Annotated in this window: 14 protein-coding genes; 12 read left to right on the top strand and 2 right to left on the bottom strand. The window is 71.0% G+C overall.

The genetic code is table 11. The annotated features are described in order from the left end of the window. Window positions 1-10: 10 nt before the first annotated feature. The 5 genes from A4R43_RS40800 (at window position 11) to A4R43_RS40775 (ending at window position 6,402) form a co-directional block, all read left to right on the top strand. Complete coding sequence (locus tag A4R43_RS40800; protein ID WP_113696973.1) at window positions 11-1,804, top strand: flavin-containing monooxygenase; 1,794 nt, start codon at window positions 11-13, stop codon at window positions 1,802-1,804. Next, complete coding sequence (locus A4R43_RS40795) at window positions 1,801-3,306, top strand: outer membrane protein assembly factor BamB family protein (RefSeq protein ID WP_162788777.1); 1,506 nt, start codon at window positions 1,801-1,803, stop codon at window positions 3,304-3,306. Before A4R43_RS40800 ends, A4R43_RS40795 begins: the two co-directional genes overlap by 4 nt. A 68-nt stretch (window positions 3,307-3,374) precedes the next feature. Then, complete coding sequence (locus A4R43_RS40790) at window positions 3,375-4,100, top strand: hypothetical protein (protein WP_113696971.1); 726 nt, start codon at window positions 3,375-3,377, stop codon at window positions 4,098-4,100. A gap of 589 nt (window positions 4,101-4,689) precedes the next feature. Next, window positions 4,690-5,778 (top strand): LLM class flavin-dependent oxidoreductase, encoded by a 1,089-nt coding sequence (locus tag A4R43_RS40780; protein ID WP_113696969.1) that lies wholly within the window; start codon window positions 4,690-4,692, stop codon window positions 5,776-5,778. 78 nt (window positions 5,779-5,856) lie between these two features. Then, a complete protein-coding gene (locus A4R43_RS40775) occupies window positions 5,857-6,402 on the top strand; it encodes a CE1759 family FMN reductase (RefSeq protein WP_236808589.1) in 546 nt (181 codons plus the stop codon). A gap of 57 nt (window positions 6,403-6,459) precedes the next feature. Here A4R43_RS40775 and A4R43_RS40770 read toward each other — a convergent pair whose 3' ends face one another. Further along, window positions 6,460-7,104: a GntR family transcriptional regulator gene (locus A4R43_RS40770; RefSeq protein ID WP_113696967.1), complete on the bottom strand. Its 645-nt coding sequence runs from the start codon at window positions 7,102-7,104 to the stop codon at window positions 6,460-6,462. A 109-nt stretch (window positions 7,105-7,213) separates the two neighbouring features. Between A4R43_RS40770 and A4R43_RS40765 the strand changes: the two genes are divergently transcribed. The 5 genes from A4R43_RS40765 (at window position 7,214) to A4R43_RS40745 (ending at window position 12,476) form a co-directional block, all read left to right on the top strand. After that, complete coding sequence (locus A4R43_RS40765) at window positions 7,214-8,401, top strand: CaiB/BaiF CoA transferase family protein (RefSeq protein ID WP_113696966.1); 1,188 nt, start codon at window positions 7,214-7,216, stop codon at window positions 8,399-8,401. Then, window positions 8,398-9,207, top strand: a complete 810-nt coding sequence (locus A4R43_RS40760) for an HpcH/HpaI aldolase/citrate lyase family protein (protein ID WP_113696965.1) — start codon at window positions 8,398-8,400, stop codon at window positions 9,205-9,207. The genes A4R43_RS40765 and A4R43_RS40760 overlap by 4 nt, the downstream gene beginning before the upstream one ends. Window positions 9,208-9,240: 33 nt before the next feature. Beyond that, a complete protein-coding gene (locus A4R43_RS40755) occupies window positions 9,241-10,587 on the top strand; it encodes a TRAP transporter large permease subunit (protein ID WP_113696964.1) in 1,347 nt (448 codons plus the stop codon). 14 nt (window positions 10,588-10,601) lie between these two features. Continuing rightward, entirely contained in the window at window positions 10,602-10,856 is a 255-nt protein-coding gene (locus tag A4R43_RS40750; RefSeq protein WP_162788776.1) for a hypothetical protein, read from the top strand. A 78-nt stretch (window positions 10,857-10,934) separates the two neighbouring features. After that, a complete protein-coding gene (locus tag A4R43_RS40745; protein WP_113696963.1) occupies window positions 10,935-12,476 on the top strand; it encodes an ArnT family glycosyltransferase in 1,542 nt (513 codons plus the stop codon). Here the strand turns inward: A4R43_RS40745 and A4R43_RS40740 are convergent. Next, window positions 12,454-13,347, bottom strand: a complete 894-nt coding sequence (locus A4R43_RS40740) for an aminoglycoside phosphotransferase family protein (RefSeq protein ID WP_113698215.1) — start codon at window positions 13,345-13,347, stop codon at window positions 12,454-12,456. The genes A4R43_RS40745 and A4R43_RS40740 overlap by 23 nt on opposite strands. 85 nt (window positions 13,348-13,432) lie before the next feature. On the opposite strand from A4R43_RS40740, the gene A4R43_RS40735 reads away from it, so the two are divergent. Both A4R43_RS40735 and A4R43_RS40730 read left to right on the top strand, forming a co-directional pair. Beyond that, window positions 13,433-14,005, top strand: a complete 573-nt coding sequence (locus A4R43_RS40735) for a TetR/AcrR family transcriptional regulator (RefSeq protein WP_162788775.1) — start codon at window positions 13,433-13,435, stop codon at window positions 14,003-14,005. 9 nt (window positions 14,006-14,014) lie between these two features. Next, window positions 14,015-14,443: a hypothetical protein gene (locus A4R43_RS40730; RefSeq protein ID WP_113696961.1), complete on the top strand. Its 429-nt coding sequence runs from the start codon at window positions 14,015-14,017 to the stop codon at window positions 14,441-14,443. The last annotated feature ends 202 nt before the right edge of the window (window positions 14,444-14,645 follow it).

Here is a 14,645-nt window from a genome sequence, read left to right as displayed (position 1 = left end):
AAAGGCCCTCATGCCCACTCCCCAGGACCTCGGCTTCGATCCCGACGAGCTGCGCGCCAGATACAAGGCCGAGCGCGACCGCCGGATCCGCCCCGACGGCAATGCGCAGTACCGGCGCCCGGAAGGCGAATTCGCCGACTACGCCAAGGATCCCCACGCCGATCCGGACTACCGCCGCGAACCGCTGCACGACCGCGTGGACGCCATCGTGGTCGGCGGCGGGTTCGGCGGCCTGCTCGCCGGGGCGCGGCTGCGCCAGGCCGGGCTGGACCGGATCAGGCTGATCGACGACGGCGCCGACTTCGGCGGCACCTGGTACTGGAACCGCTATCCCGGCATCCACTGCGACATCGAGTCCTATGTGTACCTCCCGCTGCTGGAGGAGGTCGGCTACGTGCCCGAGTGGAAGTACGCGCCGGGTGAGGAGATCCGGCAGCACTCGCGCGCCATCGGGCGCAAGTTCGGCCTGTACCGCGACGCCGTCTTCCAGACCAGGGTGACCGGCCTGCGCTGGGACGACAACGCCGAAGAGTGGACGGTGGAGACCGACCGCGGCGACCGGATGCGCGCGCAGTACGTGGTGGTGTCCAGCGGCACGCTGAGCACGCCGAAACTGCCCGGCATCCCGGGCATCGAGAAGTTCACCGGCCACCTGTTCCACACCAGCCGCTGGGACTACGACTACACCGGCGGGAACGCCCAGGGCGGGCTGACCGGGCTGGCCGACAAGCGCGTCGCGGTGATCGGCACCGGCGCCACCGCCATCCAGGTGGTCCCGCACCTCGGTCGCGACGCCCAGCACCTGTACGTTTTCCAGCGCACGCCGTCCACTGTGGACGTTCGCGGCAACCGGCCGACGGACCGGGAATGGGCGGCCTCGCTCAAGCCCGGCTGGCACCGGGAGCGCCGCGACAACTTCCTCGCCGTGGTCACCGGGAAACCGGCCGGAGAGGACCTGGTCGCCGACGCCTGGACCGGCAGCGCGCGGCTGCTGCAGAAGCTCATCCCCACCGACGCCTATCCCGAACTGCCCGCCGAGCAACGCGAGCAGATCGACGAGGTGGTCGACTTCCAGAAGATGAACGAGCTGCGGGCCAGGGTGGACCGGCTGGTCGAAGATCCGGCCACCGCCGAGAAGCTGAAGCCGTGGTACCGCTACATGTGCAAGCGCCCCACGTTCAGCGACGACTACCTGGAAACCTTCAACCGCCCCAACGTCACCCTGGTGGACACCGCCGACCACGGCGGGGTCGAGCGGATGACCGAGCGCGGCCTGGTGGTCGGCGACCAGGAGTACGAAGTGGACTGCGTCATCTTCGCCACCGGCTTCCAGGTCGGCATTTCCGGCGTGCTGTCGGGGAAACTGCCGGTGCACGGCCGCGGCGGGCTGTCACTGCTGGAGTACTGGGGCCGCGGTCCGAAGACGCTGCACGGGTTCTACAGCCGCAACTTCCCGAACCTGTTCCACCTCGGCCCGCTGCAGAACGCCGCTTCGGTGAACTTCGTGCACATCCTCGACGAGCAGGCCACGCACGTCGGTGAGGTGGTGGCGGAGGCCAGGCGGCGCGGTGCCCGGTGCGTGGAACCGACCGAGGAAGCCGAACGCGACTGGGTGCGCACGATCGAGGAGAAGTCGGCGGACAACTACAAGTTCCACCTCGAATGCACGCCCGGTTACTACAACAACGAGGGCATGCCGCACGAGCGCCGGTTCTCCTACGGTGACGGCCCGATCGCCTTCCACGAGGTGCTGCGGGACTGGCGTGCGAACCGGATGGACGACGTGCTGGCGGAGGCGGAGTGAAGCGCGAACGGCTGAGCGGGCCGAACCCGCTGCCCGGCTCGAACGGGGTCGCGTTCGGGCCGGACGGGCGGCTGTACGTCGCCCAGTTCCTCGCCGGGCGGATCAGCGCGGTGGACCTCGGCTCGGGTGACGTCGAAGTGGTCGTGCCCGCGGGCGGTCCGGTGCAGGCGCCGGACGACCTGGCCTTCGGTGCCGACGGCTCGATGTACGTCACCGACCTGGTGCCGGGCCGGGTGTGGCGGCGGGATCCCGGCGGCGAGTTCCACCTGGTGTCGGGCGAACTGCGGCTGCCCAACGGCATCACCTGCGTCGGCGACCGGCTGTTCGTCAACGAGATGCGGCCGGGCGGGCGGGTGGTGGAGCTGACCGGCGGTGAGCTGCGTGTGCTGGCCGGCGGGCTGGCCATGGGCAACGCGATGCAGCCCGGCCCGGACGGCTGCCTGTACTACCCGCACATGCTGACCGGCCAGGTGTTCCGCGTCCCGGCCGACGGCGGCGAGCCGGAACTGGTCGCCGACGAGGTACACGAGCCGGTCGCGGTCCGGTTCGACCGCGGCGGTGTGCTGCAGGTGCTGTCCCGTGGTGCGGCGGGCATCGTCACCCGGATCGACCTGTTCGGCGACGGCGGGCGGTCGGTGGTCACCAGTGGTGTGGTGGGGCTGGACAACGCGGCGTTCGACGGCGAGAACCGCATGTTCGTGTCCAGTTACGCCAGCGGTGGCATCGCGGAACTGCATCCCGACGGCCGCACGCGGCAGGTGGTCGATCCGGGCTTCGGCGGGCCGTACGGGGTGACCGTCGATCTCGGCGGCCGCGTCCACGCCGGTGACCACTACCGGCTGGCGAGCCCGGGCCCGTCGGGTGAGGTGCGCACCGAGGACCTGCTGATCTTCACGCACGGCGTGGTCGCCGACGGCGGTCTGCTGCACCTGACCTCGCAGTACGGGCAGGTCAGCACGTACGACCCGGCAACCGGCGAGTCGCGGCCGCGCGCGAACGGGCTGGCGCGGCCGATGGGCATCGCGGTGCGGGCGGATGGTGCGCTGGTGGTCGCCGAGGCGGAGGCCGGCCGGGTGATCGCGATCGACGACGGCGATCAGGTGAGCGTGCTCGCCGAAGGTCTCGACCACCCGGTGGACGTGGCCTTCGACGCGTCGGGCGCTTGTTACGTCAGCGACGACCGGCGTGGCGGGATCTACCGGATCGACGGCGGTGCGCTGGTGCCGCTCGCCGAGGACCTCGGGGCGCCGCAGGGCCTGACCGTGCGCGGCGACGAGTTGTGCACGGTGGAAACCACGCACGGGCGGCTGCGCGCGATTTCGCTGAGCACGGGCGTGACGCGGATCATGGCGGAGGACCTCACCGTCGAGCCGCCGCCGGTGGAACGGGCGTTGTTCGTCGACGGCCTGCCGGGCGTGCCGATCCCGTTCGCCGGGCTCGCGACCGGTCCCGACGACGCGCTTTACCTGGCGGACGGGGGAATCGTCCGGTTGCGCGACTGAGCGCAGTCCACTCGGGACGGCGGGTGAGCCTGTGGTGTACTGGCGGCGCCACATGAGCACTTGGGGGGATGATCATGCAGCCGGGCTACCCGCCGCCGCAGGGATATCAGGGACAGCAGGGGTATCAGCCGGGTTATCCCGGTTATCCCGGTTATCCGCCGCCGAAGAAGTCGAACACCGGGCTGATCGTCACGCTGTGCCTGGTCGGTGTGCTGTTGCTGGCCGGGCTCGGCGTGGGCGCGTACTTCCTGATCGACAGCGGTTCGTCGTCGTCGAGGTCGGCGAGTTCCGGGCCCGCGCCCAGCACCGAGACCGGGCCGCCGGACCGGTTCCAGGCGGTGCCCGGGTGCGCGGAGGTGGAGCGCCGGGTCACCGGGCTGCCGGAGAAGATGACCGACGAGGCCAAGGACCACGGCACCTCGGACCCGGACGTGACGATGACCGGGCACTCGTGCCTGTGGGACTCGGGGGACAGCCCGATCCGGGTGGAGCTTTCGTTCCACCTGTCGGCGTCGCTGCCGGGGAAGTCCGGCGCCGGCACCGACGCGGCGAGCCGGTACTTCGACACCATGGCCGGGCAGGGCAGCCAGAACGGCTCCGCCGACGTACCCGGCGCGGACAGGGCGAGCCGGACGTCCTTCTCGAACACGGACTGCTCGATCCACGTGCTGGTCGGGAACGTGTACATCGGCGCCACCTACTACGCCGACGAGGACGCCGGGGTCACCACGGCCACCTGCGAATCCGACGTGCTCAAGGTGGCCACCGCCGCCACCGAAGCCGTCAGCCGGTAGCGGCACCCGGTCCCACATGTCACGAATGTGGCTTTCGAGACGTTCTGCGTCCCGAAAGCCACATTCGTGACACCAGCCCGGCGCGATCAGCCGAGCCCTGGCCCGATCAGCCGCGCCCACCATGATCAGCCGCGCCCGCCCAGCCAGTCGCGCCCACCGCGGCCAGCCGCAACCGCGCCCCGGCGCCATCAGCCGAGCCCGTCTCGATCAGCCGCGGCCACCATGATCAGCCGCGCCCACCCGGCCAGCCGCGCCCACCGTGTTCAGCCAAGCGCACCATCACCAGCCAAGCCGCCGCGATCAGCCGCGTCCGCCCGCGATCAACCGGAGCCCGCCCCGGCCCCAGCCAAGGCCACCGCGATCAGCCGCGGCCAGCATCGCGAGCCCCAGCCGCCGGGGCCGCCCGCCCCCGAACACGAATGTGGCTTTCGGGGCGAAAAACGCTCCGAAAGCCACATTCGTGTCCCCCTCGGCCCCCGCCTCCCCGGACCCCGGCCACCCCATAACGTCTTGCGGGAAATATTCTTCCGCGCGAGACGTTTACCCCGGTAGCGCCACCCCGGGCGCGGAGGACCACAGGAGGCTCCCCATGCAGTTCGGCATCTTCACTGTGAGCGACGTCACCACCGACCCGACCACCGGGGAGACCCCCGACGACACCCAGCGCGTGCGCTCGATGCTCAAGATCGCCCAGCACGCCGACCAGGCCGGACTCGACGTCTTCGCCACCGGCGAGCACCACAATCCGCCCTTCGTGGCCTCCTCGCCCACCACGCTGCTCGGCTACCTCGCCGGGGTCACGAAGAACATCACGCTGTCCACCTCGACCACGCTGATCACCACCAACGACCCGGTGAAGATCGCCGAGGACTACGCGATGCTCCAGGTCATCTCCGACGGCCGCATGGACCTGATGCTCGGCCGCGGCAACACCGGACCGGTCTACCCGTGGTTCGGCCAGGACATCCGCCAGGGCATCCCGCTGGCCATCGAGAACTACGCGCTGCTGCGGCGACTGTGGGAAGAGGACGTGGTCGACTGGGAGGGCAAGTTCCGCACCCCGCTGCAGGGCTTCACCGCCACCCCGCGCCCGCTGGACGGCGTGCCGCCGTTCGTCTGGCACGGCTCGATCCGCAGCCCGGAGATCGCCGAGCAGGCCGCCTACTACGGCGACGGCTTCTTCCACAACAACATCTTCTGGCCGATGTCGCACACCGCGCAGATGGTCCGCTTCTACCGCCAGCGCTTCGAGCACTACGGCCACGGCAAGGCGGACCAGGCCATCGTCGGCCTCGGTGGCCAGGCGTTCATGCGCAAGAACTCGCAGGACGCGTGGAACGAGTTCCGGCCCTACTTCGACAACGCGCCGGTCTACGGGCACGGCCCGTCGATGGAGGACTTCACCGCGAGCACCCCGCTGACCGTGGGCAGCCCGCAGCAGGTGATCGAGCGGTACGCGGGCATGCGCGAGGGCGTCGGCGACTACCAGCGCCAGCTGTTCCTGGTCGACCACGCGGGCCTGCCGCTGAAGACCGTGCTGGAGCAGATCGACCTGCTCGCCGAAGAGGTCGTCCCGGTGCTGCGCAAGGAAATGGAAGCCAAGCGCCCGGAGCACGTCCCCGCCAACCCGCCGAGCCACGCCGACCGCGTCGCGGCCAAGGCCGCGCTCGCCGCCTGAACCGCCAGGAGGTTCCCGAGGAACGAGTTCAAGATCGTCACCGTTTCGGCGGGGCTCCGGCAGCCGTCGTCCACCCGGTTGCTGGCCGACCGGCTGGGCGCGGCGGCCGTGGCCGCGCTCGAAGCCGAAGGCGCCACGGCCACGGTGGAAACCGTGGAACTGCGCGACATCGCGCACGACGTGGTGAACATGATGCTCACCGGTTTCCCGGCGGGCGGCCTGCCCGAAGTGCTGGAGCGGGTCACCGGCGCGGACGGGCTGATCGCGGTGAGCCCGGTGTTCACCACCTCGTACTCCGGGCTGTTCAAGTCCTTTGTGGACACCCTGGACACCGAGGCGCTGACCGGGATGCCGGTGCTGCTCGGCGCGACCGGCGGCACCCCGCGCCACTCGCTGGCGCTGGAGTACAACCTCCGCCCGCTGTTCACCTACCTGCACGCCGACGTGGTGACCACCGCGGTGTTCGCCGCCACCGACGACTGGGCGGACGACGGCGGGGTGGTCCGGCGGATCGACCGCGCGGGCGGGGAACTGGCGGCCAAGCTGCTCGGCGCGGCACCCCGCAAACCGGCCGACGAGTTCAGCTCGGTGCCCAGCTTCGAGCAACTGCTCAAAGGCAGCTAACCGCGATCGAAGCCGCGCAGCCGCTTGCGGTGGCCACGCGCACCGGCTCAACGATCTCTAACCGCGGTCGAGGCGGTACTGGCCGCTGAACTGGACGTGGTCGATCATGATCCGTTCGGCGGTGGTGCCGTCCCCGGCCTTCAGGGCCTTGAGCAGCTGCTCGTGCACGGTCAGGTGGTTGCGGGCCTGATCCGGGTCCAGCCAGAGCGACGCGTGCGCGGGCACCGGGAAGTTGTTGCGCACGGCCCTGGCGTGCGCGCCGAGAAAGGCGGGGCCGCCGATGTCCGCGATGGCCAGGTGGAATTCGCGGCTCTGCTCGCCGAGCAGTTCGTACCGGCCCGCCTTCTCGTCGGCGACCATCCGCTCGTGCATGCCCCACAGCCGCGTCAGCTCGTCTTCGGTGATCCGCCCGGCGGCCAGCCGCGCACCGAGACCCTCGACCACGGCACGCACGTTGTAGTACTCCACCAGCGCGTCGGCGGACAGGTCGATCACCGTCGCGCCGTGGTGTTGCTCGTACCGGATCAGCCGGTCGTTTTCCAGGCGCCGCAACGCTTCGCGGACCGGGGTGATGGACACGCCCAGCCGTTGCGCGATTTCGGTGGCACGCAACGGGGTGCCGCCGGAGATGCGGGCGTTGCGCAGGTCGTCGAGCAGGGACGCGTAGACGTAGTCCGCCTTGCTCTGCGGTGGTCCCGCCATGCAAACCCCTCCCGGCACCCGCTGTCGCGAACACGTTACCGGGCGGCATGGATGTGACCTGCACAACAGGATCACGGTGATTCCGGCGAGATCTTATAACTTATGAGTCATGAGCCCACTGTCGTCGCTCCGCGTTCTCGACGTCGCCACCCTGTTCGCCGGTCCGTCCGCGGCGGCCATGCTCGGGGACTTCGGCGCCGACGTGATCAAGATCGAGCACCCGCGCAAGGGCGACCCGGCCCGCGGTCACGGCCCGGCCGCCCACGGCGCCGGGCTGTGGTGGAAGTCGCTGGCCCGCAACAAGCGCGCCGCCGCGGTCGACCTGTCCAGCGCCGACGGCCAGGCGATCCTGCGTGAGCTGGCCGCCCGCAGCGACGTGCTGATCGAGAACTTCCGGCCCGGCACCTTGGAGCGCTGGGGCATCGGCCCGGACGAGTTGCACAGGATCAACCCGCGGCTGGTCATCGCACGCATGACGGGCTTCGGCCAGACCGGGCCGATGGCGAAGCGGCCCGGTTTCGGCACGCTGGCCGAGGCGATGAGCGGGTTCGCCTCCTCCACCGGCGAGCCGGACGGCCCGCCCGTGCTGCCGCCGCTCGCGCTCGCCGACGGCATCGCCGGGCTGGCCATGGCCTACGCGATCATGGTCGCGCTCGACGCCCGCGGGCAGACCGGCCGCGGCCAGGTGATCGACATGGCCATCATCGAGCCGATCCTGGGCCTGCTCGGCCCGCAGGTCACCGCGTACAAGGCGCTCGGCGTGCTGCCGCAGCGCACCGGCAACCGGTCCAACAGCAACGCGCCGCGCAACACCTACCGCACGCGCGACGGGCGCTGGGTGGCGATTTCCACCAGCGCGCAGTCCATTGCCGAGCGGGTGATGCGCCTGGTCGGCAGGCCGGAGCTGATCGACGAACCGTGGTTCGCCACCGGGCAGGGCCGGGTCGCGCACGTCGAAGAACTCGACGCCGCCGTGGCCGACTGGATCGCCGCGCGCGACAGCGACGAGGTCATCGCGGCCTTCGAGGAGGCGCAGGCGGCGATCGCGCTGGTCTACGACGCCTCCGACATCGTGCGCGATCCGCAGTACCAGGCCCTGGGCACGTTCCTCACCATGCCGGACGAGGATCTCGGCGAAGTCACCCTCCAGAACGTCCAGTTCCGGCTTTCCGAAACACCCGGCGAGATCCGGTGGCCCGGCCCGGCGAAGGGCAGGCACACCGACGAGGTCCTCGGTGAACTCGGCTACGGCGCCGACCGCATCGCCGACCTGCGTGACCGGGGCGTGGTCGCGTGAGCACGCCCCTCACCTGGCTCTACGTGCCCGGCGACCGGCCGGAACGGTTCGAGAAGGCCGCCGCCAGCGGGGCCGACGTGGTGCTGATCGACCTGGAGGACGCCGTCGCGCCCGCCGACAAGGACGCCGCGCGGGCCACCGTCGCCGGCTACCTCGCCCGGCCGCACGACGGGCCACCGCGGCACGTGCGGATCAACGACGGCGACCGCGGCCGCGCCGATCTCGACGCGCTCGCCGGGCTGCCCGGGCTGTCCGGGATCCGCGTGCCGAAGGTCGAATCGACCGCCCAGCTCGACGCGCTGCCCGGGGACTTCCCGGTGCACGTGCTGATCGAATCGGCGCGCGGGCTCGCCGCGATGGACGAGATCGCCGCCCACCCCCGCGTCGCCGGACTCGGCCTCGGGGAACAGGACCTGGCCTCGGCGCTGGCGCTCACCGCGCCCGAGGCGCTGGACCACCTGCGCCTGCGCGCGGTGCTCGCCGCGGCGGCCGCGGGACTGCCCGCACCGGCCATGTCGGTGCACGCCAACGTCCGGGACGACGACGGGCTGCTGCACAGCACCCGCCGCGGCCGGGAACTCGGCATGTTCGGCCGCTCGGTCATCCACCCCCGGCAGATCCCGGTGGTGCGCCAGGCCTTCGCGCCGACCGGCCAGGAGGTGGCCAGGGCGCGCGCCGTGGTCGAGGCCGCCGAAGCCGCCGGTGCGCGCGGGGCCATCGCCCTGCCCGACGGCACCTTCGTGGACCAGCCGATCGTGGACCGCGCCCGCCGCGTCCTCGAGCTGGCCGCGCGCCTGGCCGTCTAGCACTTCCACGCCCTCGATACAAAGGAGTACCTCATGGGCGTCGCCGTCTGGGCGCTGATCACCTACATCGCCGTCATCGTGGTCTGGAACGCGGTCCTCAAGCGCAACATCGGCGAGGCCATGGTGCTGGGCTTCGTGGTGGTCTGCCTGTTCGGCGGGACCGACGCGCTCTCGCTGGCCGGGGCCGGCATCGCCGACGCCGCCGCCGAAGAGGTCGTGTTCGCCGCGCTCGCCTTTGTCTTCATGGGCTACCTGCTCACCGAGCTGGGCCTGATCGATCGCCAGGTCACCCTGCTCAACGCGGTGTTCGGGCGGATGCGCGGTGGTTCCGGGTACGTCTCGACGGCCGCGTCCGCGCTGCTCGGCGGCCCGGCCGGGTCCGGATCGGGCATCGCCGCCTCGGTCGGCTCGGTGACCATTCCGTGGATGGTCCGGTCGAAGTGGCGGCCGGACCTGGCGGCCAGCCTGGTCGCGGGCAACGCCGGGCTGGGCATCTCGATCCCGCCCAGCTCGTCGATGTTCCTGCTGCTCGGCTCGGCCGCGGTGGCGCCGGTGCTCAGCGCCGACCAGCTGCTCGCCGGTGCCTTCGCCGGTGGTTTGTGGACGGTGCTCTACCGGTTCCTGGTGGTGTTCATCTGGGTGCGGCGGCACCGGATCGGCCGGGTCGAGCCGGAGGGCATCCTGCCGTTCCGCACGGCGTGGCGGCAGGGCTGGACCTCGCTGCTGGTCTACGCGGGCATCGCGATCCCGGTGTTCCTCACCGTCGAAACCGGGCAGAAGCTGCTCGAAGGCTGGATCGGCGAGGACGCCGCCGGCGAGATCAGCATCGTGGTCTGGATCCCGGTGCTGATGATCATCAGCACGCTGCTGGTGGCCTGGCGGCGGCTGCCGCGCACCGGCCGCGGCTGGAACGAGCTGCTCGCCGCGATGGCACCGAGGTACGCGATCATCGGCGCCACCCTGTTCTTCGCCTTCGCCGCGGCGGCCTGCCTCGGCGAACTCGGCCTGGTCGCCGAGCTGACCGGGCTGATGGAGCGGATCGACGCGCCGGCGGTGGTCATCGCCACGCTGGTCGGCCTGCTGATCGTGATCGTCTCCGCGCCGCTGACCGGCACCGCGACCATCGCCGCGGTCGGCGGGGTCAGCTTCAGCGCGCTGGTGGCGGCCGGGGTGCACCCGGTCGCGGCGGCGGTGGCCATCCTGATCTTCGCCTCCACCGAGGGCGCGTCACCGCCGGGTGCGGCGCCGATCTACATCGCCAGCGGCATCGCCGGGGTGGACCCGGCGCGGATGTTCGTCCGGCTGATCCTCTGGTTCGTGCTGCCCGTGCTGGTGATCGGCGTGCTGGTGGCCGTCGGCCTGCTGCCCGTCTTCGCCTGACCCTGGAGGCTGTCATGTCCGAATCGCGTACTCGCACCCTGCTCAAGCGCGTCACGATGCCGGTGTTCAAGGTCGGGCTGGTGGTGTTCCTGGTGCTCGGGGTGGTCCTCGTGCTGGGCCAGGCCGCCGGGATCGTGGTGGGCGACGGCACGCTGGTCGAAGGCGTGGCCGGGGTGCTCGCCGTGCCGATGACCACCGCCGCCGCGGTGACCGGGCTGCTCGGCTTTGTGCTGTCCTACCTGCACCACTGGTCGGGTGGCGAGGACTGAGCCGGGGCCTGGCCAGTGCCGCGTTCCGGTGTTGTGGCAGCCTTGGTTGTCGACATCGGAGCAGTTTCGGAGAATCTTTTGCAGACCAGCGCGGTAGCGGAACGGCCGTCGGAACCGGCGCTCGCCAAGGTACCGGAGCTGGCCTGGCGGCCGGTTTCGGTGATCGCCGGCGCGGTCGCGGCCCTGCTGCTCGGCACCAGCTGGCGCTACGGGTTCTTCGGTGACGAGCTGTACTTCCGGGCCGCCGGGCGGCACCTGGACAGCGGACTGGCCGACCAGCCGCCGCTGGTCCCGCTGGTCGCCCGCGCGATGGACCTACTGTTCGGCTCGTCGGTGGTCGGCACCCGGCTGCCGATCATCGCGCTGGTGGTCGCCGGGGTGTACCTGTGCGCGCTGATCGCCAGGGAACTCGGCGGCGGCAGGCTGGCGCAGCTGCTCACCGCCGGGGTTTTCGCCGTCTCGCCGTTCTTCATGTACGGCGCCGGGCACACGCTGTCCACCCAGTCCTTCGACTCGTTCTTCTGGACGCTGACCGGCTGGCTGGTGCTGCGCTGGGTCCGCAAGCGCGACGACCGGCTGCTGCTCTACGCCGCGCTGGTCACCGCGGTCGGCCTGCAGGCCAAGGTCATGCTGGCGGTGTTCTGGATCGGCGTCGCGATCGCGGTGCTGCTGCTCGGGCCGCGCAGGATGCTGCTGAAGAAGCAGCTGTGGCTCGGCGCGGTCGTCGCCGCGGCGGTGGCGGTGCCGTTCCTGCTCTGGCAGCGCGCCCACGACTGGCCGCAGGCGGCGATGACCGAGGTGGTGGCCAAGGAGATCGAGGCGGAGGGCGGTGGCAAGCTGACCTTCCTGCCGGTCGCCTTCGCCTACGTCGCCGGGCCGCTGGGCGCGGTGCTGCTGTGCATCGGGGTGCTCTCCCTGCTGTTCGCGCCGACACTGCGGCCGTTCCGCTTCTACGGCCTCGCCGCGGCGGGCATCATCGCGGTGTTCTGGTACAACGACGGGCGGCCGTTCTACATGGCGGGCCTGTTCGTGGTGTGCTGGGCCGCCGCGGCGGTGGTCATCGAGCAACGCCGTCCGAAGCGCGCGCAGGTGCGCTGGATCGCCGGGCCGATCTACGCGGTGTGCGGCGCGCTGATGCTGTGGGGCCTGCCGAGCGGGCCGCCGATCTGGCCGCTGTCGCACTTCGCGAACCAGCCGTTCAGCCCGGCCAACATGCAGCTGGAGGAGTTCGGCTGGCCGCACATGGTGGACGCGGTGGAACGCGCCTATCTCGCGGTGCCGGAGGCCGAGCGCGCCACCACCACCGTGCTCGCCGGGCACTACTGGCAGGCCAGCGCGCTCGACGAGTACGGCCCGGAACGCGGCCTGCCCGAGGTGCACAGCCCGCACCGCGGGTACTGGTACTTCGGCAGCCCGCCCGAATCGGCCACCACCGCGATCGTCGTCGGCTTCTCCCCCGAACACGCCGAAGGCCTGTTCTCCGAGGTCAAGGCGGTGACGCTGGTGGACAACGGCGAGCAGATCAACAACGGCACGCAGGGCCAGGCCGTGTTCATCTGCCGCGGCCCGCTGCGCTCGTGGGCCGAGACCTGGCAGTTCATGAGCCCGATGCAGTCCTAGGCTCCCAGGCGAGCACCCGCTCGATCACCTCGCGCTGGTCGGCCCGACCGAGGTCCTTGGCCAGCGTCAGCATCGCCTTCCACAGCGCCCAGCCGCGGGCCCGTGCCCAGGTGCCTTCGTCCTGCGCGACGGCTTCGCGGAACACCTCGCGGCTGTGGTCGTCGAGCATCGTCCACGCGAGCACGAGGTCGCAGGCCGGATCGCCGACGCCCGAAGTGCCGAAGTCTATGACGGCGGTGAGCTTTCCGTTCTCCATCAGCAGGTTCCCGTAGGCGAGATCGCCGTGGAACCACACCGGCGGACCGGTGTGCCGGGCTTCCAGCGCGGCTTCCCAGACCCTGGCAGCCTTCGCGGTGTCGATGTGACCGTCCAGTATGGACAGATAGCGGCGGGTGTCCTCGTCGTAGTGGCCGGGTGAGGCGCCCCGGTAGAAGGAGTGCGCCCCGGCCAGCGGCCCGCCGGTGGTGTCGCAGCGCTGCAGCGCCAGGATGAATTCGGCCACCGCGAGCGCGAACGAGGACAGGTCGCCGATGCGCTCGGGCACCGCGGTCTCACCGGGCAGCCAGCCGCGAACCGACCACGGGAACGGATAGCCCTCCCCCGGCTCACCGCGGCCCAGGATCGACGGCACGGCCAACGGCAGGCCGGGCGCCAGGCGTGGCAGCCACTCGTTCTCCTTGTCCACCGCGGGCACGTACCCGGCGGCGGTCGGCAGGCGGACGGTCAACTCGTCGCCGAGGCGGTAGGTCCGGTTGTCCCAGCCGTCGACCTCGACCGGGGTCACCGGCAGGTGACGCCACTGGGGGAACTGGGCGGCGATCAGGCGCCGCACCAGCGCGGCGTCGATTCCGGCACGGCCGTCTTCTGGCATGCCCGCGATGATCTCGGCCACATGCGGGCGGAGGCAACGGATTTACCGCCTTTACAATACAGAGCAGCACTGTATTGTAATTGCCATGAGCACGGCTGGCCGTCCCCGGAGCCGGGAAGCCGACGCGGCGATCCTGGCCGCCGGACTGGAACTGTTCCTCGAACGTGGCGCGGAGGCGTTCAGCATCGAGCAGGTCGCCCGGCGCGCCGGCGTCACCAGGGCGACGGTGTACCGGCGGTTCCCCGACAAAGCGCGGTTGCTGCTGGCCACCGTCGAGGCGGCGTACGGGAATCCGCCGCGGAAACCGGAAATCCGCGACCTCGAGCACCTGCTCACCGCGTGGGCCAGCGTGCTCGCGGACCCGTCGCAGCGCCGCCTCCTGCGGCGGCTGTACGGCGCGATCGAGGACTACCCCGAACTCGCGGCCGTCTACCAGAACCAGCTCGGGCACCACCGCGACGACGCCCGGCGGGCCGTGCTGGAGCAGGCACGCGACCGCGGTGAGCTGCCCGCCGACACCGATCCGGCCGTGCTGCTGGACCTGCTGACCGGCGCCACCTGGCAGCACCTGGCCACCCGGCCGGACACCACGACGGCCGCCGAAACCGAGCGCTACCTGCGTTCCATCTGCCACCAGGCCGGTTACCGGCCGAGTTAGGAGACCACCATGACCAGCACGGCCACCACCGCTCTCGACGCCCAGCGCCGCACCCGCGCGTTCGCCCGCGTCATCGGCCCGTACGTCGCGGTGTTCACCACGATCTACGCGATCCGGCTGCCTTCGTTGCAGGGACTGACCACCGAGCTGTTCGCCGACCCGGTGCCGGTGCTGATGCTCGGCGCGCTGATGCTGGGCGCGGGCCTGGTGATCATCGGCCTCCACCGCAACTGGCGGGGCCCGCTCGCGGTCACCATCTCGCTGTTCGGCTGGTTCGTCGCGATCCGGGGCTTCCTGCTGATCGCCGTGCCGGACACGCTCTCGTCGGCGGTGGACGCGACCATGCTGTCGCCGACCGGCTTGCTGGTGGCGCGCGTGTTCTTCGGCTGCCTCGCGGTGATGGGCCTGACCCTCACCTACGCCGGCTGGCGCCGCTGACCCACGTCACGAATGTGGCTTTCGGGACGTTCGCCGTCTCGAATGTGGCTTTCGTGACACCCGCGCCGCCCGCCCGAGCCGCCGGGCCCGCTGCCGATGGACACGAATGTGGCTTTCGGAGCGGAAAACGCCCCGAAAGCCACATTTGTGTCCGACCCCGGCGCCACCCCGACCCCGGATTTGCATGATTATGCTCCTGGAT

Origin of the sequence: Amycolatopsis albispora (genome assembly GCF_003312875.1) — a bacterium.
In the GTDB taxonomy this organism is placed as follows: domain Bacteria; phylum Actinomycetota; class Actinomycetes; order Mycobacteriales; family Pseudonocardiaceae; genus Amycolatopsis; species Amycolatopsis albispora.
The sequence above is the reverse complement of the archived record's forward strand: the minus strand, read 5'-3'. Positions and strand labels throughout refer to the sequence as shown.